Source organism: Robertkochia flava, assembly GCF_020166515.1.
Taxonomy (GTDB): Bacteria; Bacteroidota; Bacteroidia; order Flavobacteriales; family Flavobacteriaceae; genus Robertkochia; species Robertkochia flava.
In genome coordinates this window covers 780,587-797,824 of record NZ_JAINZT010000002.1, presented here as the reverse complement: position 1 = coordinate 797,824, position 17,238 = coordinate 780,587, and the positions used below count along the sequence as shown (strand labels likewise).

At 46.6% G+C, this 17,238-nt stretch carries 16 protein-coding genes; 10 read left to right on the top strand and 6 right to left on the bottom strand.

Going from position 1 to position 17,238, the window contains the following annotated elements:
- Nucleotides 1-44 precede the first annotated feature (44 nt).
- The 5 genes from bamA to K7R11_RS03915 all read right to left on the bottom strand — a co-directional run bounded on the left by bamA (nucleotide 45) and on the right by K7R11_RS03915 (nucleotide 5,748).
- Nucleotides 45-2,597, bottom strand: a complete 2,553-nt coding sequence (bamA, locus tag K7R11_RS03935; RefSeq protein ID WP_224488803.1) for an outer membrane protein assembly factor BamA — start codon at nucleotides 2,595-2,597, stop codon at nucleotides 45-47.
- A 7-nt stretch (nucleotides 2,598-2,604) separates the two neighbouring features.
- Nucleotides 2,605-3,342 (bottom strand): isoprenyl transferase, encoded by a 738-nt coding sequence (locus K7R11_RS03930; RefSeq protein WP_224488801.1) that lies wholly within the window; start codon nucleotides 3,340-3,342, stop codon nucleotides 2,605-2,607.
- A 6-nt stretch (nucleotides 3,343-3,348) separates the two neighbouring features.
- Nucleotides 3,349-4,041: a type IX secretion system protein PorG gene (porG, locus tag K7R11_RS03925; protein ID WP_224488800.1), complete on the bottom strand. Its 693-nt coding sequence runs from the start codon at nucleotides 4,039-4,041 to the stop codon at nucleotides 3,349-3,351.
- 121 nt (nucleotides 4,042-4,162) lie between these two features.
- Nucleotides 4,163-5,047, bottom strand: a complete 885-nt coding sequence (locus K7R11_RS03920) for an NAD kinase (RefSeq protein WP_224488799.1) — start codon at nucleotides 5,045-5,047, stop codon at nucleotides 4,163-4,165.
- Nucleotides 5,048-5,112: 65 nt separating this feature from the next.
- On the bottom strand, nucleotides 5,113-5,748 hold the full coding sequence (locus K7R11_RS03915) for a CBS domain-containing protein (RefSeq protein WP_317196465.1): 636 nt from the start codon (nucleotides 5,746-5,748) through the stop codon (nucleotides 5,113-5,115).
- A gap of 117 nt (nucleotides 5,749-5,865) precedes the next feature.
- Here K7R11_RS03915 and K7R11_RS03910 point away from each other — a divergent pair, with 117 nt between their 5' ends.
- The 10 genes from K7R11_RS03910 to K7R11_RS15080 all read left to right on the top strand — a co-directional run bounded on the left by K7R11_RS03910 (nucleotide 5,866) and on the right by K7R11_RS15080 (nucleotide 15,634).
- Nucleotides 5,866-6,582: a pyridoxine 5'-phosphate synthase gene (locus K7R11_RS03910; protein WP_224488797.1), complete on the top strand. Its 717-nt coding sequence runs from the start codon at nucleotides 5,866-5,868 to the stop codon at nucleotides 6,580-6,582.
- Entirely contained in the window at nucleotides 6,583-7,365 is a 783-nt protein-coding gene (locus tag K7R11_RS03905) for an alpha/beta fold hydrolase (protein ID WP_224488796.1), read from the top strand.
- 67 nt (nucleotides 7,366-7,432) lie between these two features.
- Entirely contained in the window at nucleotides 7,433-8,677 is a 1,245-nt protein-coding gene (locus K7R11_RS03900; RefSeq protein ID WP_224488795.1) for an OmpP1/FadL family transporter, read from the top strand.
- 23 nt (nucleotides 8,678-8,700) lie between these two features.
- On the top strand, nucleotides 8,701-10,245 hold the full coding sequence (locus tag K7R11_RS03895) for an SGNH/GDSL hydrolase family protein (RefSeq protein WP_224488793.1): 1,545 nt from the start codon (nucleotides 8,701-8,703) through the stop codon (nucleotides 10,243-10,245).
- A gap of 66 nt (nucleotides 10,246-10,311) precedes the next feature.
- Nucleotides 10,312-10,662 carry a phage holin family protein gene (locus K7R11_RS03890; protein WP_224488791.1) on the top strand — a complete coding sequence of 117 codons (351 nt, stop codon included), beginning with the start codon at nucleotides 10,312-10,314 and terminating at the stop codon, nucleotides 10,660-10,662.
- 178 nt (nucleotides 10,663-10,840) lie between these two features.
- Nucleotides 10,841-12,163, top strand: coding sequence for a trigger factor (gene tig / locus K7R11_RS03885; protein ID WP_224488789.1), 1,323 nt, complete (start codon nucleotides 10,841-10,843; stop codon nucleotides 12,161-12,163).
- Between the two features lie 90 nt (nucleotides 12,164-12,253).
- Entirely contained in the window at nucleotides 12,254-12,931 is a 678-nt protein-coding gene (gene clpP, locus K7R11_RS03880; RefSeq protein ID WP_224488788.1) for an ATP-dependent Clp endopeptidase proteolytic subunit ClpP, read from the top strand.
- A 78-nt stretch (nucleotides 12,932-13,009) separates the two neighbouring features.
- Complete coding sequence (clpX, locus tag K7R11_RS03875) at nucleotides 13,010-14,242, top strand: ATP-dependent Clp protease ATP-binding subunit ClpX (RefSeq protein ID WP_224488787.1); 1,233 nt, start codon at nucleotides 13,010-13,012, stop codon at nucleotides 14,240-14,242.
- Nucleotides 14,243-14,340: 98 nt separating this feature from the next.
- Nucleotides 14,341-15,456 carry a M20/M25/M40 family metallo-hydrolase gene (locus K7R11_RS03870; protein ID WP_317196464.1) on the top strand — a complete coding sequence of 372 codons (1,116 nt, stop codon included), beginning with the start codon at nucleotides 14,341-14,343 and terminating at the stop codon, nucleotides 15,454-15,456.
- The gene (locus K7R11_RS15080) at nucleotides 15,404-15,634 is read left to right on the top strand and encodes a hypothetical protein (protein ID WP_317196463.1); all 231 of its coding nucleotides are present in this window, start codon (nucleotides 15,404-15,406) and stop codon (nucleotides 15,632-15,634) included. Before K7R11_RS03870 ends, K7R11_RS15080 begins: the two co-directional genes overlap by 53 nt.
- A gap of 61 nt (nucleotides 15,635-15,695) precedes the next feature.
- Here the strand turns inward: K7R11_RS15080 and K7R11_RS03865 are convergent, their stop codons facing one another.
- Nucleotides 15,696-17,207: a GH3 auxin-responsive promoter family protein gene (locus tag K7R11_RS03865; RefSeq protein ID WP_224488786.1), complete on the bottom strand. Its 1,512-nt coding sequence runs from the start codon at nucleotides 17,205-17,207 to the stop codon at nucleotides 15,696-15,698.
- Nucleotides 17,208-17,238: the final 31 nt, after the last annotated feature.

The following is a 17,238-nucleotide window of genomic DNA, read 5'->3' as shown; positions in this document are numbered from 1 at the left end:
ATATATTAACAGCGATTAACAATAAGAAAATATCGTGCCAAAAATTAGAACTGTTGTCCGATGATAAAGTGGGTTTGCCAGCCACTGATCTGTGTATCTCCCGGAATACGGTCGAATCCATATCCAAAATCGATTCCTAGCAATCCGAATGCAGGCATAAAAATCCTGATTCCCAGACCAGCTGAACGTTTTAATTCAAAAGGATTATACTGTTGGAAATTGGTAAAGCCGGCTCCACCTTCTGCAAATCCAAGGGCATAAATAGAAGCCGATGGTTTAAGGGTGATCGGATACCTTAGTTCCAGGGAGAATTTATTATAAATGGTTGAACCTTCCTGTCCGGAAAGCGACTGGTTTGGATAACCACGCAACTGAACATTTTCTCTTCCATCGAGGGTAAAGTTTCCTAAACCGTCTCCTCCGAGGAAGAATCGTTCAAATGGAATCACTCCACGATCCTGGTTATAGGCCCCGAGGAAACCAAACTCTGCACCGGTTTTTAATACGAGCTTATCAATAATATTGGTATACCAGGCCCCGGAGAACTTGATCTTATAGAACTCCAGCCACTTTAACTTTTCCTGGGAGATCTTTCCCTGATCCGGAACTACTTGCCCCTGTTCGTCAAGTGTCTGAAAATCCGGGTCGTCTTCAAGATTGGCATAGTCTACCCCGTTAAATAATGAATAGGGTGCGGTTAACTTCACACTCACATTAAACAGCGACCCTCTTAACGGGAAGATCGGGTTTACCGAGGTGTTATTTCTGGTTAGCGCTACCGTATAAGACAGGTTGTTGGAATCTCCGTTTCCATCAGGGAAAGGGAAGATCGACTGGAATCCGAAATAATTCTGAAGTTCATAGCTCTGGAAGCTCAGGGCGTGCGACAACTGGAAGCTGTCGTCAGGCCACTGCAAACGCTTGGCTAATCCGAGCGTGATTCCGTTGATCACAAAACGCTGATCTCTATCTACCTCTCTTGAAATGAAATTGTACTGGAACTGAAGTGTTCTGGATAAAGAAACCGAGAATTGTACCGGTTTTTTCCCTCCCATCCATGGTTCTGAAAAAGAGAAGCTATAGGTCTGGAAAAAGCGGCTGGCCTGCAAACGCAAAGAAAGCTTTTGTCCGTCCCCCATAGGAATAGGTTTATAAGCGTCCTTATTAAATAAGTCTTTAATGGCAAAATTACTGAAAGAAAGTCCCAGGGTTCCGATAAATCCGCCTCCACCGTATCCACCCTGAAGTTCGATCTGGGAAGAACCTTTTTCCTGAACTCCATACTGCAGGTCCACAGTACCGTTTTGCGGATCCGGGTTTAGTACCTGGATATCTATGGTTTCCGGATCAAAGAATCCCATTTGTCCGAGTTCCCTGATCGTACGTACCACGCGGTCTTTAGAGTAGAGCTGTCCCGGACGGGTTCTCATTTCCCTGTAGATCACATGGTCATTGGTCTTATCGTTACCAACCACATCCACCCTGTTCAGGTAGGCTTGTTTCCCTTCGTTCACACGGATCTCAAAATCGATGGTATCGTTTACAGCCGCAACCTCCACGGTATTGATGCTTGAAAACAGGTACCCCGTATTCTGGTACAGGTTCTCAATGGTATTTGCGTCGGGATTCGGATCACTGATCTGTTCAGCCATCAGTACTCCATTATAGACATCTCCTTTATCGATCCCAAGCAGGGTATGCAGATATTCGTCTGTATAGGCCGCGTTCCCTACAAAGTCGATATCCCCAAAATAGTAACGGTCGCCTTCTTCCACAGCAATATCTATGGAAATGGTATTATCGTCATTATAGATGATCGAATCGGAAAGTACACGGGCATCGCGGTATCCGTTCTCCTTATATTTATTTACAATGGATTTCAGGTCTTCCTGATAATCTTCAGGGATAAACTTCGACTTCTTCCAAAAGCGTCCAAACACCTTTTCCTTGGTGTTCTTCATGGACTTTTTCACCTTCCCGTCAGAAAGTTTTTCATTGCCTTGAATAGCAATATCCTTGATCTTTACCTTCTCCCCCTTGTCTACATTGATCACCATTTTAACCCCATTAGCCTGGGTGGTATCTTGAATGGTATTGATGTTGACCTTAGTATTGAGGTATCCCTCCTTTTTATACTTGTTCAAAAGGTAGTTCCGGGTATTGGCAAGGAACCCTTCGGTTACCTTTTCTCCCTTCTTAACGTCAGCCTCCTTGAGTACCTCATCGGCCTTACGTTCTTTAACCCCCTTTATCTTTGCTTCGGTAAGGGTAGGCAATTCGACGATCTCCAGTTCGAGGTAGATCTTATCGCCCTCCACACCGGTCTGATATACATTGATATCACTAAACAATCGCAGGTCCCACAGCCGGTTGATCACCTCACTCAGTTCCTCTCCGGGAACGGTGATCTCCTGGCCCACTCTTAATCCTGTAAAGGTAATTACGGTTTGTTCATTAAAACTTTTTAGTCCAGTGACTTCCAGTCCGCCAAGCGTATAGGTCTTTCCCTTATCGAAAGAAACATCCTGGGCCTTTACCCCAAGCGTCATAGTCATAAACAGGATCACAAAAAATACACCCAAATATCTCCTTAGCATGATATATTTAGTTAAGTTGTTCGCTTGTCTTTCCAAATCTGCGTTCTCGGTTTTGATAATTTAAAATTGCTTCGAACAAGTGTTCTTCGGTAAAATCGGGCCACAAGGTACGGGTAAAGTACAATTCGGCATAGGCAATCTGCCATAAAAGAAAATTGCTTATCCGGTGTTCTCCACTGGTACGGATAAGCAGATCGACATCTGGCAGGTCATGTGTATAAAGATGATTATTAATGAGCTCTTCATCAATATCATCTTTAGAAATTATGTTATTTTTAACTTTATCGGCGATCTCTCTGACGGCGCTTTTCAGCTCTTCCCGGGAGCCGTAACTCAGCGCAAGGGTAAGGGTCATCCGATCGTTTTTACTGGTTTTTTCGATTACCTCCAGCAGCTCCTTTTTCGCCTTAGCAGGCAGGGCGTCCAGGGTACCGATGGCATTAAGTCTGATCCTATTTTCCTGCAGGGTACTCAATTCCTTGCGAAGAGAAGCCACCAATAATTTCATAAGGGTATCCACCTCCAGTTTCGGACGTTTCCAGTTTTCTGTAGAAAAAGCGTAGAGGGTCAGGTTCGCAACACCGATCCGGGCACAGGCCTCAACCACTTTGCGAACAGACTTGGTTCCATTTTCATGGCCAAAAACACGAAGTTTTCCTTTCTGTTTTGCCCACCTGCCATTGCCATCCATAATAATGGCAATATGTTTTGGTAAGTTATCCTTATTGATAAGCTGTTCATTCATCACACATCAGTCATAACACGAGTAACACGGTTTTCGTATAAAGGTGTAGGTTAGGGTTACACCCGTAAATACGAACCAATCGTTACTGTATACATTTCCAAATCTTTCGGCACTGTTCACATTACCTGAAGGGTTGCTGCCGTCCAGGTTATTGCTAAAAGAATACCTGGCACCCAGCTCGGCACCCAACACCCAATGCTGCCCTACCTTCCCTTTTGCGCCAAGGGCCATCGGTATGGCAAAAGTACTTCGGCTGCCATCTGCAACCGCTTCGGCATTAGTGGTTGCGGTATAGTACAGATCCTCGTGCATGAGCACCGATACACCACCGTAGATGTAAGGAGTGAAGGGTTTACTGAAATCGTGAAGATCGAACTCCACAAAATTAAACTCCATTCCCAGGGAAACTTCAAGGGCCTTATTCTTAAAGCTAAGATCCCTTTCCAGTCGGGCCGCATTGGTCGACTCGGCATCGTCTCCTCTAAGTTCGGTATAGATCACACTTAAACGGTAAGCATAACGCGAACTCAGGTTCCACTTCCCTAATCCCCCGAATGCCGGTTGGTTAGGCCTGATAAAATAATCGGACCCTACATCCCCAATGTAATTGGAGCCGCCCAGAAATGCCCCAAGCTCGTAGGTCTGGGCATTTACCAAGCCGGTAGTACACAGCAGTATGGCAACAAGTAAGGTTCTCATATAGTTCAAGGTTTGCAAATATATACAATATGACATACCAAAGGTAATATCACGTGAATGAATGTGCTTTTAAAACAAAAAATTACCAAAAATATTGCTCTGATTGATTGAACTGCTGTGCTCAGTTGCGCTTATCCTCACCCCAGAGGAGCTTTTTCCGAAGGGTATTCAAAAAGCTATCTTCTGTGAGGTAGACCATTCCAATGGAGAACGGGGCCTTTTCAATAAGGATCTCCGTTTCGTTGTGCAGGGTAGCCAGACGGCTATCCAGGGAAACCAAAAAGTACTCTTCCCTCCCACTTACAGTAAGGCGTATGCGTGTCTTATCCGGAATAACCAGTGGCCTGGCATTGAGATTATGGGGTGCAATGGGAGTAAGCACAAATGCGTTGGTAGCCGGGGTCACCACAGGACCATTACAACTCAGGGAGTACCCGGTTGACCCGGTGGGGGTGGCAATGATAAGTCCATCTGCCCAATAGGCCGTAAGGTATTCGTCGTCCAGCCAGGTATTTACTGTAATCATGGAAGTGGTGTTTTTTCTGCTAACCGCTACCTCATTCAGAGCGAAATTCACCTCTGTCTGAGCTTCCACCCCCGGCCTTGTGGTTACCTGGAGCAGGCTTCGCCTGCGCACCTCATAATTTCCATCGAGTACCGAATTGATCGCCCGGGTAATATCGCCTTTCTGCACGGTAGCCAAAAACCCCAGCCTTCCGGTATTCACTCCCATTATGGGAATATCGAGATCCCTTACAAATAAAACCGACCGGAGCATGGTGCCATCTCCCCCGACACTAATGAGGAGGTCATACGAATCGTTCAGGTCAAAAAAGGAGGAGAAACACGTGTAGGACCGCTTGAGAAGGCCATGACATTCAAGATCTTTGTAATATCGGGTCTCGAACACTACTTCCACCTGTCGTTCGTGAAGCAGATCGAGCAAACCACTCACATATTCTGCGGCATCTTCCTGGTAGTGCTGGCCGTAGATTCCTATTTTCAAAAGCTTATCTTTTTTGGTTTTTTTGATTACAAATTGCCGCGAACCGGCGGAGGGGTGTTTTTCGGTCAGATATTCAAATATCGGTTCAGGTATTCCGAACGTCTTTTAAGTTCTTCCACATAGCTGTCGTCCTCATTGCCCGAGATCACATTATAACTGTACCTTCTGAAGGTTTGAATGATATCGTCAAGGCCCGAGGAACTCACCTTCACAGTAACCTGGGTAATATCGTCATGCATATCGGAAATAAATGCTCCGAGCAGACGCCCATTGTTGCTTTCCACGATCTGAGAGATCTCGCTAAAGGAATAGTCAGACATCCCCTTCTCTACGATCACCACACCCCCTTGTTCACTCAGAAAGGGTGTTTCCCGAAAAAGTCCGATCATATCGAGTAGTTCATAATACCCCAGGTAATTTCCATCCTGGTCGAGAACGGGCATAATATTCGAGTTTCCTGCGGCAAAAGCTTCAAGAACGTCCAGCCAAACGGTGCGTTTTCTTACAAAAAAATGATCCAGCAGATAGAGGTAATCATTCACTTTCTTATCCTTATCAAACCCTTCCACATCTTCTTCTGAAATCAGTCCCAGCAACTTATCGTTATCCACCACGGGAATATGGGTGCAGGTTGAAAGGGCAAACATCTCCCCAGCCATAGCCACAGAGTAATTTGGCAGCAACGGCAAACAGTCGTTCATTATGTGGGATTGCAAATTCATTTCCGGCATTTCTTTAGCAAATTAATCAATTTATATAACAAAAAAGCAGTCTATCCTTTGTATTTTTGTGCAGTTTTTCCAAAAAACCATCCAACAATGGCAAAATTAAGCGTCAATATAAATAAGATCGCCACCCTGAGAAATTCAAGAGGCGGAAATGTGCCGGACCTGCTGAAGGCTGCCACAGACATACAGGATTTCGGAGCAGAAGGAATCACGATCCATCCCAGGCCTGATGAGCGACACATCAGGTACCAGGATGCCCGGGACCTGAAGCATGTGGTACACACCGAGTTCAACATTGAAGGCAACCCGGTTAAAAAGTTCATCGATTTGGTGCTGGAGGTGAAGCCTACCCAGGTTACCCTGGTACCCGATGCGGAGGATGCGATCACTTCCAATGCCGGATGGGATACGGTAAAACACAGGGATTTTCTCCGAGAAGTGATCTCCGAGTTCAAATCGAACAACATCAGAACCTCGATATTTGTAGACGCGGATAGCGCCATGATAGAGGGGGCTGTGGCCACAGGCACAGACCGGATAGAGCTGTATACCGAATCGTATGCCTTAGGTTACAGTCGAGGAGCACACGAGGCAGCCGTTCAGCCTTATGCAGAGGCCGCTGCACTCGCTACCAAACTTGGAATGGGGGTTAATGCAGGCCATGACCTTAACCTGGAAAATCTCCGGTATTTCAGGCAACAGCTGCCTTCATTACTGGAAGTCTCCATTGGTCATGCCCTGATATCTGAATCCCTGTATCTCGGCCTGGAGAACGTCGTTCAAATGTACCTGGAAAGACTTAGATAAATGGAAGAACAGCTGTATAGCAAAATACTAGGAAAAGGTACTCCCCTATTCATCTTACACGGATTTTTAGGCATGTCTGACAATTGGAAGACCCTGGGCGCCCAATACGCCGACGAGGGGTATGAAGTGCACCTTATTGATCAGCGAAATCACGGGAGGAGTTTTCATTCAGAGCGTTTTGATTACACCGCAATGAGTGAAGACCTGCTCCAGTACGCCAACCGGCATCACATAGAGCAATTTCTCCTGTTAGGGCATTCTATGGGAGGTAAATCTGCGATGACTTTTGCTGTGACACACCCCGAAATGGTAGCCGGGCTATTGGTAGCCGATATCGCACCAAAGTATTATCCGCCCCACCACCAGCAGATCATAAACGGGTTAAAGGCGATTAACCTTGGTGCAGTGCACTCGAGGGGGGATGCCGAAGCCATGCTGGCTGAACACATTAAGATAAGGAGCATACGGCAATTCCTCCTGAAGAACCTCTACCGGAAGAACAGCGATGAATTCGCGTTTCGTTTCAACCTCGATGTACTGGCCGGGCGAATGGAAGAAATTGGTGCGCCGCTTCAGGCTGCGGGCACCTATTCAGGTCCCACCCTATTTCTGAGAGGTGCGGCATCCGATTATATCAAAGACGAAGACAAAGCACAGATACAAAATCATTTCCCCCATGCAGGGGTTAAAGACATCTCTGGTGCCGGCCACTGGCTGCATGCAGAGAATCCCGAAGAATTCCTTAAAAAAAGCCTGGAATTCTTCAACCCTCTACATACCTGAACCTATTTTTTCAAACCTCTGGAATGCCCTGAATAAAACAGGGCTATCCTCAAATTAAATTCGATTTATGAAAACCAGATTTATGACGATTCTTGCCTTGTTGGCACTTGCACATTCGTATGCAGGTGGTTTCAGGGTAGCTTTACAAGGACAGAGAGCCCTGGCCATGGGACATACCGGAGTAGCGGTAGTAAACACATCTGAAGTGGCATTTTTTAATCCGGCCGGAATGAGCTTTCTGGAAGAAAAATTATCGGTAAGCTTCGGCATGAGTGCCATTTTCTCCAATATTGCCTTCCAGAATGAAGCTTTCGGATACAGTGTACGATCGGAAAGTTCTGTAGGAACCCCGTTCAACCTGTATGGCACGTATAAGATCAATGAAAAATTAAGCCTGGGAATTGCCGTTTACACCCCTTACGGTTCACAAGTGCAATACCCCGACAATTGGGCCGGTTCGCATCTGGTGAACGATATCGAACTTTCGGCTATTTTTTTCCAGCCCACCATTTCCTATAAGATCACAGATAAGATCAGTGTAGGAGGAGGCCCGATCTACGTTAGCGGAAATGTGAATTTCAGCAGAAACCTCGACCGTTCCACCACCAATACAGAGGGAGAGCGAATTGGGGTAACCATCGATCAAAGCGGGATCGGAGCATGGGGCTACACTGCCGGACTGATGTTTAAGCCTACAGACAAGCTCACCATGGGGATCAACTACCGCTCTGAGATCAATGTGGAGGCCCGGGACGGGAATGCAGATTTCAGAAATATCCCGGAGAACCTTCAAAACCAGTTCGCCGACGGTACTTTTGATGCCGACCTCCCGCTTCCAGCAGAACTATCTGTTGGAGCATCCTACCAGGTAAACGGAAAATGGCTGGTTGCGTTTGATTACAACAGAGTGTTCTGGAATGCATATGAAGCCCTGGATGTGCAATTCTCAAACGGTCTGGAATCGATTAATCCACGGAACTACAAAGATTCTTCCACCTACCGTTTTGGATTCCAGTACAACGCCAGCGAGACCTTCACCCTGAGAGGGGGCTATTATTTTGATGAGTCTCCGGTTCAGGATGGATACTTTGCCCCCGAGACTCCCAGAAATAACTCCAACAACTTTACTGCCGGGCTAAGCGTACAGATCAGCAACCGATTTGCCATAGACGCCTCTTTCCTGTATATCCATTTTAACGAGATCGACGCGTCTTACGATTATTATTTCGAAAACGGGCAGGCAGCACCTTTCGGAGGTACCTATAAAAACAACGCCTTTATTCCCGGACTCGGAATTACTTACTCTTTGTAACAACCAAATAAATGAAGATACCCATGAAGAAGATTTTATATATCGCTGTTGCCATGGCGGCTTTCAGCAGTTGTGAACCCGAATTCAACAACCCCGTAGACGAAGTCGGATTCTACGATCAGGGACAGGTGGACCTCTCCACCTATGTGGCCCTCGGAAATTCCCTTACTTCGGGATATGCCGACGGCGCCTTATACATTGACGCCCAGGAAAATTCCTATCCCAATATCCTGGCCTCGAAATTTGCCTTTGCAGGAGGCGGAAATTTCACCCAGCCCCTGATGAATGACAATATTGGAGGACTCCTTTTTAACGGGCAGGCCATTGCCGGAACCCGTTTGGTACTCAGCTATGACGCCAGCGGAAACCCATTCCCTACAAACATAGCGGGATCACCCACCACCGAGGTTACCAACACCCTGGAAGGACCTTTCAATAATATGGGCGTTCCAGGCGCCAAGAGTTATCACCTGGTGGCTCCCGGTTACGGTAATGCAGCCGGGATCGGATCGACCGCCAACCCTTACTTTGTAAGAATGGCCAGCGATGCAGAATCTACCGTATTGGCCGACGCGGCTGCTCAGTCTCCAACATTTTTCTCCCTTTGGATCGGTAATAACGATGTACTTACCTATGCCATTTCGGGCGGAACGGGAGAAGACCGAACCGGAAACCTCGACCCCACCTCGTATAACAGCAATGACATTACCGATCCGAATGTTTTTGCTGCCGTAACCTCACAGGTGGTTAACACCATGACCTCGGCCGGTGCTAAAGGGGTGCTGATCAATATCCCCGATGTAACCAAGGTGCCGTTCTTTACTACAGTACCCAACAACGCCCTGGTTCTGGATGCCGGACAGGCCGCCCAACTCACCCTGTTCTTCCAGGCAGTAGCCGGGATCACTACCCAGGGACTCATCAATCAGGGCGTACCTGCAGCTCAGGCGCAACAAATTGCGGCCCAGTATGCGATCAATTTTACCGAAGGTGCGAACCGATGGATCATCGATGTTCCAGCCACGCAAACAAACCCTCTGGGATTCCGACAAATGACGGAGGAAGAGCGGGTATTATTAACCATAGACCGATCTGCCCTGCAAACCCAGGGATACGGAAGCGTTGCCATTACCCCGGATGTACTCCAGGTACTTGGAAAACTGCAGCAAGGCGCCCAGATCACGGAAGCAGAAGCCAACCTGGTTATCGGAGCTGTTAACGGGATCGACGATAAGGATGCCCTTGACAGTAGCGAGATCAACGCCATCGACACGGCAAGAAGCGCTTACAACAGTACCCTGGCAGGACTGGCCCAGCAAAACGACCTGATCCTCCTGGATTTTGAAGCCCTGTTTGACCGTATCGCGGAATCGGGTTATCAGTTCAATGGCGGACAAGTCACCACCGAGTTTGGAAGCGGAGGCGCCTTCTCTCTTGACGGCATCCACCTTACTCCAAGAGGTTATGCCATTGTTGCACACGAGATGATCCAGGCGATCAACGAACAATACGAAGCAAATCTGCCTGGAGTGAACCCGGCAGATTACCCTACGGTATTTGTTCAATAAACTATAGCTGAAGTTTCAGGGGAATGTTTGAAAATTCTTTATATTTAAAGATAATTCACAAGACTTATGAAGTACATTTTCAACCTTCTCCTGAGCGCTTTAGCCGTTTTTATCCTTGAAAACATTCTACCCGGTGTCTCTGTTGACAGCTTCGGAACCGCAATATGGGTAGCTTTCGCCTTAAGCCTGCTCAACCTTTTTGTAAAACCCCTGCTCATTCTCCTGACCCTGCCGGTAACCATACTCACCCTCGGCCTGTTTCTTCTGGTGATCAATGCCCTGATCATACAGATGGCCAGCAGCCTGGTAGACGGTTTTAGTGTCAGCAGCTTCTGGTGGGCACTGATCTTCAGTCTCCTGTTCTCCATCCTGCAATCGATACTTCAATCGATGACCAAAGAAGGGCGGAAGAAATAATTCCGGAGAGCTCCACATTCCATCCTGTTCCCGAAAGGCCTGAACCTCAACAGAATTGTTAAGGAATATTAAAATTTTAATATTTTGTAATTCAGGTATTTAAAAACTTTGGGGAGTTCACATTTTGTACTATTTTTGCAAGCCGAAATTAAGGGGTTTAAACTATATTTTAGTACGAATGAATATTACAAGAGAGCAAATTGATGAGCTGAATGCAATTGTAAAAGTTGCCATCACTAAAGAAGATTACAGCGACCGTGTAGACAAGATACTAACTGATTACCGCAAGAACGCGAACATACCCGGATTCAGAAAGGGTCACGTTCCCATGGGATTGGTGAAAAAGCAATACGGCAAGGCCGTATTGGTTGACGAAGTTAACAAGCTACTTCAAGACTCCCTTAACAAATACCTTACAGAAGAAAAACTGGACGTACTTGGAAATCCGCTTCCCAAGACCCAGGACAACCTGGACTGGGATGCTGAAGAGTTCAACTTCGAGTTCGAACTCGGACTTGCACCGGAATTCGAAGTAGATCTGAATACAAAAAAACCGATCACTCATTACAACATCATCGCCGATGACAAGATGATCGATGAGCAGGTAGACCGTATCGCCAAGCAATACGGAAAACTGATCTCTCAGGAAGAAGTAAGCGAAGAGAGCGAGATCACAGGTACCTTCAAAAATGAGGAGAAAGAGATCGAAAACCGCTTCACATTCACATTGGATCAGATCAAAGGAAAGAACAACCAGAAGAAATTCACCGGTGCTAAACCCGGAGCGGTTCTCGAGCTGAAAAGCAAAAAGTTGTTCGAAGATGATCACCAGTTAATGCAGGCCCTTCAGGTAAGTCACGAAGAGGCTCATGACCTTGACATCGACCTTACATTCACCATTGACGAGATCAACAAAAGAGAGGCTGCCGAACTCACCCAGGAGCTTTTTGATAAGCTATTCGGAAAAGACGTGGTGACCTCGGAAGCGGAAATGCGCACCAAGATCAAGGAGGATGCCGAGAAGCAATTCCAGCAGCAGTCTGATCAGAAACTGTTAAATGACATCACCGAATATCTGGTAGAGCACACTGATTTCGCCCTTCCTGCCGAATTCCTTAAAAAGTGGATTCAGGTTACCGGAGAAAGCGAACTTACCGAGGAGCAAGCCAGCGAGGAATACGAAAAGTCTGAGAAAGGGCTGCGTTACCAACTTATCGAAGGCAAACTCATGAAAGACAATGGTATTGAAACCAAATATCAGGATCTTGTTGAATTCGCCAAGGATTACGTCAGAATGCAAATGGCACAATTCGGTCAGACCGATCCGGATGAAAAGGTACTGGAAGATATTGCAGGTCGCGTATTATCCAACCAGGAAGAAGCCAAAAGATTGTCTGAACAATTAATGAGTCAGAAACTGGTTGACCTTTACAAGGAAAAGGCAAACCTGAAGACCAAAGAGATCACCTATGAAGACTTCGTTAAAGAGGTTTATGGGTAATCTGTGTAAAAAATAAATAAGTATATTTAAGGCGTTAGAACGTAAGGTTTAACGCCTTTTTTATACAAATCTATAGTCAATCAAACACCTATGAACATAGAAAGAGAATTCAGAGCCTTTGCAACCAAAGATCAGGGAATAAGCAGCACCTATTACGACAAGATCGTAAGTTCGCTGACCCCGGTCGGGCTCACTCCGAATATTATCGAAGAACGCCAGATGAATGCCGTAGCCATGGACGTGTTTTCAAGGCTTATGATGGATCGAATCATCTTTCTGGGAACGGCTATTAACGACCAGGTCGCCAATATCGTTCAGGCCCAGTTGTTATTCCTGGAAAGCACAGATGCTTCAAAAGACATTCAGATCTATATCAATTCTCCGGGAGGAAGCGTTTACGCAGGCCTGGGGATATACGACACCATGCAGTACATTAAACCGGATGTAGCCACGATCTGCACCGGAATGGCGGCATCTATGGGAGCTGTATTGCTTTGTGCAGGGGAGAAAGGAAAACGTTCGGCCCTGCCACACTCCAGAGTAATGATACATCAGCCTCTTGGTGGTGCCCAGGGTCAGGCCAGTGACATTGAGATCACAGCCAGGGAGATCCTGAAATTAAAAGAGGAACTCTACCAGATCATTTCTAAACATTCTGGACAGACCTATAAAAAAGTGAATGAAGACAGTGACCGTGATTACTGGATGAAGGCGCATGAAGCCAAAGATTACGGAATGATTGATGAAGTGCTGGAACGGACCAAATAAACACATCCCTTCCGGACGGAAATGAAGTTTAAACAGGAATGGTTTTTTTCAAAAAAGCCACTCTGAAAGTGAATTAAAATGACAAAGGAAAATCTAGAATGTTCTTTTTGCGGACGTAAAAAACCGGAGACCAACCTGCTAATTGCAGGACTGGATGCCCATATTTGCGATCGTTGTATAGAGCAGGCTCATGGAATTGTCCTGGAAGAAACCAGTCAATCCAAGTCCAACGAACTCTCAGCAGAACTTGTTCTCAAAAAACCTATAGAGATCAAGGCCTTTCTGGATCAGTTCATCATCGGGCAGGAAGCCACTAAAAAAGTAATGTCGGTAGCGGTATACAACCACTATAAAAGGTTACTCCAACCCCCGTCTAAAGATGATATTGAAATTCAAAAGAGTAACATTATCATGGTCGGGCAAACTGGTACCGGAAAAACGCTTATCGCCAAAACCATAGCCAAGATGCTCAATGTACCCCTGGCTATTGTTGATGCGACCGTACTTACGGAGGCCGGATATGTAGGGGAGGATGTGGAAAGCATCCTGACCCGACTGTTACAGGCAGCAGATTACAACCTTGAAAAAGCAGAACGCGGGATTGTATTTATCGACGAGATCGACAAGATCGCCCGTAAGAGCGACAACCCTTCCATTACCAGGGATGTTTCCGGAGAAGGGGTGCAACAGGCCCTGTTGAAACTTCTTGAGGGTACTACTGTAAACGTTCCGCCTAAGGGAGGACGCAAGCACCCCGATCAGAAATTCATCGAGGTCAATACCGAGAACATTCTTTTTGTGGCCGGAGGTGCATTTGACGGCATCGAAAGAAATATTTCGAAACGACTCAATATGCAGGCCGTTGGATACAACTCGGCCAAAGAGTCTGAAATTCTTGATAAGGAAAACTTATTGCAGTACATTATCCCTAAGGACCTTAAGGACTTCGGACTTATCCCGGAGATCATCGGCCGATTACCGGTGCTTACCCATATGGATCCACTGGATGCCAAGACCCTGCGTGCAATTCTTACCGAACCTAAAAATGCGATCATCAAACAGTATGAAAAACTGTTCGACATGGATGATATCCGGTTCGAGATCAAGGAAGACGCCCTGGATTACATCGTAGAGAAGGCCATTGAATACAATCTCGGCGCAAGAGGACTGCGCTCTTTGTGTGAGACCATTCTTACCGATGCCATGTTTGAACTGCCCAGCGGGGAAGACAAGGAGTTCTCGGTAGACAAGTCATATGCCGAAGAAAAACTCACTAAAGCTAAGATCAACAAACTCAAGGCAGTATCCTGATACGGCCTTTTGCATAAATACACGAATCCCGGGAGCAATTCCGGGATTTTTTTATTTATAAGTACGAGATTTATTACTTTTATCTAAATTCTTTACTTATGCACCGTATCATATTACCTCTTTTTACCTTATTCTTTTTCAGCCTCTCTGTTCCGGCACAGACCTTATCTTCTGCCGAACAGGCCATTGTTACATCCGTTTCCCGGAATCATCAGGAAGCCCTTAAATTCCTGGAAGAGACGGTTAATACAAACAGCGGAACTTTAAACCTGGAAGGCGTAAGGCAGGTGGGTATGCTCTACAGAGAAGCGCTGGACGAGCTGGGGTTTGAGACCCGATGGATTTCTATGCCCGAAGAAATGGAACGGGCCGGGCATCTTTTCGCAGAGAAAAAAGGCACATCCGGAAAAAGCCTGTTACTCATCGGTCATCTGGATACGGTATTTGAAGACGACAGTCCCTTCCAGGATTTCACTGTGATCAATGATTCTACGGCGGCGGGTCCCGGGGCCAATGACATGAAGGGCGGAAATGCCATTATTGTTTACGCCCTGAAAGCCTTGCATGAGAATGGATTACTGGACAATGCCAGGATCACTGTTGCCCTAACCGGAGACGAAGAAAGCACGGGAAAGCCCTTATCGATAAGTCGCAGAGACCTGGTTGAAGCGGCTAAAAACAGTGATATCGCCTTAGGATTTGAAACTTCAAGCGGATTCGAATACGCCACGGTTGCACGAAGGGGTGCCTCCGGCTGGCAGCTAAAAGTTACCGGAAAAAGAGCACATTCTTCCGGTATTTTCAACGAGAGAACGGGAGCAGGAGCTATTTTCGAAACTTCCCGAATCCTGAATTCCTTTTACGACAGACTAAGCACTGTAAAATACCTCACCTTCAACCCAGGCATCATTCTCGGAGGCACCAGCATTACTTCTGAGAACCCCACAAAAGGCACCGCTTTCGGAAAAAGTAATGTGGTATCCCAGACAGCCATGGTGAGCGGTGGACTGCGTTTTATATCAGAAGCCCAGAAAGACAGCGCCAGGGCCATAATGAGTGAAATAGTAAAAAAACAATCTGCCGCAAACCTCTGCGGAGATTACCTTTACCGACAGCTATCCTGCCATGCCTCCTACAGAAGGCAATATGGCATTGCTGGAAGTGCTAAACCAGGTAAGCCTGGACCTTGGACAGGGAGGAGTCATGGCTTATGACCCCGGAAGAAGAGGCGCTGCAGACATCTCTTTTGTTGCCGCCTATGTAGATGGACTTGACGGACTCGGGTCTATGGGAACCGGGGCACACACCCTGGACGAAACGGTTGACCTCAACACCTTTGAGGCGCTCACCAAAAGAACAGCCCTGTTGATCTACAGGCTCATCAAGGAATAAAATAAAAATCACATGGTGTAAAAGCGGGATGATCCGTTGGCTAAAGGGAGTTAGCCTTCTGTTAGTTCATCAGCAACATCTCCTCCAGGTAATCCCTTGAATTGGAAAGGCGCGGCACCTTGTGCTGACCGCCGAGCTTATCGTGTTTCTTTAACCAATCGTAAAACAGGTTTTTTCGGGCTATATGAAGCAAGGGCCTTCTCAGGGTCATATTGTTATAGCGCTTGGCCTCGTAATCAGAGTTAAGCGACTGCAGATGGGTATCCAGCAATTCCAGGAACTGGTTCTCGCATTCGGGTAGTTTCCTGAATTCGATAAGCCATTCATGAGCCCCCTTCTCCTTCCCTTTCATAAAAACCGGAGCAGCCGTATAATCGATAATTTCGGCCCCGGTTGCACTGCAGGCGCGCTTCAGCGCTTCTTCAGCATTCTCTATGATGAGTTCTTCCCCGAAAACATTTATATGATGCTTGGTTCGCCCGGTTACCTTAACCCTATACGGGTGTACGGAGGTGAAGCGCACGGTATCTCCTATGAGGTAGCGCCACAACCCCGCATTCGTGGTAATAATCATGGCGTAATTCCGGTCCTTTTCGACCTCCCAAAGGGGAATCACCTTTTCTGAAGGGGTCCCGAAGGTTTCCATTGGAATAAACTCGTAAAAAATACCGTAATCCAGCATGAGAAGCAGCTCATCGGAATCATTGCGATCCTGGATCCCAAAAAAGCCTTCAGAGGCATTGTAGATCTCGTAATACCTGAAATTTCCTTTTGGCAGAAGCTTTTCGTATTGTTCGCGGTACGGATTAAAGCTTACCCCTCCGTGAAAATAGACCTCCAGGTTTTCCCATACCTCGAAAAGATGCTCCTTCCCGGTCTTTTCCAGGACCCGGTTCAACAACACCAGCATCCAGGAAGGAACCCCGGCAAAACTGGTAACATCCTCTTTTATCGTCTCCTCAACAATAGCTTCCAGTTTGGTTTCCCATTCACTCATCAGAGACACCCTGTTGCTCGGAGTACTGCTCATTTCTGCCCAGAAGGGAAGGTTATCAATAATGATGGCTGAAAGATCTCCAAAAAAGGTATTCTGATCCTGGTGAATCTCCTTACTTCCACCCAGCCTGAGGCTCTTCCCGTTAAACAGCTTCGAGTCTTCATTGTTGTTAAAATAGAGGGACAACATATCCTTGCCCGCCTTAAAATGGCAATCTTCCAGCGACTCGTTACTCACCGGAATAAACTTGCTCTTGGCGTTGGTTGTTCCGCTGCTCTTGGCAAACCACTTGATGGGGGTGGGCCAGAAGATATTTCCCTCTCCCCTTCTCGCCCGCTCGATCATAGGCTCAATGTCTTCGTACCTGCTCACAGGGATCCTGCGGGCGAAGTCCTCATACCCGGATAAGGATTCAAAATCAAACTTCCTGCCTATCTCTGTTTCCTGTGACACAGAGAGTACCTGGTGCAGCACTTCGGTCTGGACTTCTCCGGGATATTTTAAAAAAAGTTCGATCTGGTGAAAGCGCTTTTTTAAAAGCCAGGAGGCCACAGAATGAAATAAAGGGATTGGCATTTTTTTGATTTATATTTGGATAAAAATAGCA

Bases quoted from the DNA above. Each gene is read 5' to 3' on its own strand.
- bamA (WP_224488803.1), bottom strand. From the start codon at position 2,597: ATGCTAAGGAGATATTTGGGTGTATTTTTTGTGATCCTGTTTATGACT.
- K7R11_RS03930 (WP_224488801.1), bottom strand. From the start codon at position 3,342: ATGAATGAACAGCTTATCAATAAGGATAACTTACCAAAACATATTGCC.
- porG (WP_224488800.1), bottom strand. From the start codon at position 4,041: ATGAGAACCTTACTTGTTGCCATACTGCTGTGTACTACCGGCTTGGTA.
- K7R11_RS03915 (WP_317196465.1), bottom strand. From the start codon at position 5,748: ATGAACGACTGTTTGCCGTTGCTGCCAAATTACTCTGTGGCTATGGCT.
- K7R11_RS03910 (WP_224488797.1), top strand. From the start codon at position 5,866: ATGGCAAAATTAAGCGTCAATATAAATAAGATCGCCACCCTGAGAAAT.
- K7R11_RS03905 (WP_224488796.1), top strand. From the start codon at position 6,583: ATGGAAGAACAGCTGTATAGCAAAATACTAGGAAAAGGTACTCCCCTA.
- K7R11_RS03900 (WP_224488795.1), top strand. From the start codon at position 7,433: ATGAAAACCAGATTTATGACGATTCTTGCCTTGTTGGCACTTGCACAT.
- K7R11_RS03895 (WP_224488793.1), top strand. From the start codon at position 8,701: ATGAAGAAGATTTTATATATCGCTGTTGCCATGGCGGCTTTCAGCAGT.
- K7R11_RS03890 (WP_224488791.1), top strand. From the start codon at position 10,312: ATGAAGTACATTTTCAACCTTCTCCTGAGCGCTTTAGCCGTTTTTATC.
- tig (WP_224488789.1), top strand. From the start codon at position 10,841: ATGAATATTACAAGAGAGCAAATTGATGAGCTGAATGCAATTGTAAAA.
- clpP (WP_224488788.1), top strand. From the start codon at position 12,254: ATGAACATAGAAAGAGAATTCAGAGCCTTTGCAACCAAAGATCAGGGA.
- clpX (WP_224488787.1), top strand. From the start codon at position 13,010: ATGACAAAGGAAAATCTAGAATGTTCTTTTTGCGGACGTAAAAAACCG.
- K7R11_RS03870 (WP_317196464.1), top strand. From the start codon at position 14,341: ATGCACCGTATCATATTACCTCTTTTTACCTTATTCTTTTTCAGCCTC.
- K7R11_RS03865 (WP_224488786.1), bottom strand. From the start codon at position 17,207: ATGCCAATCCCTTTATTTCATTCTGTGGCCTCCTGGCTTTTAAAAAAG.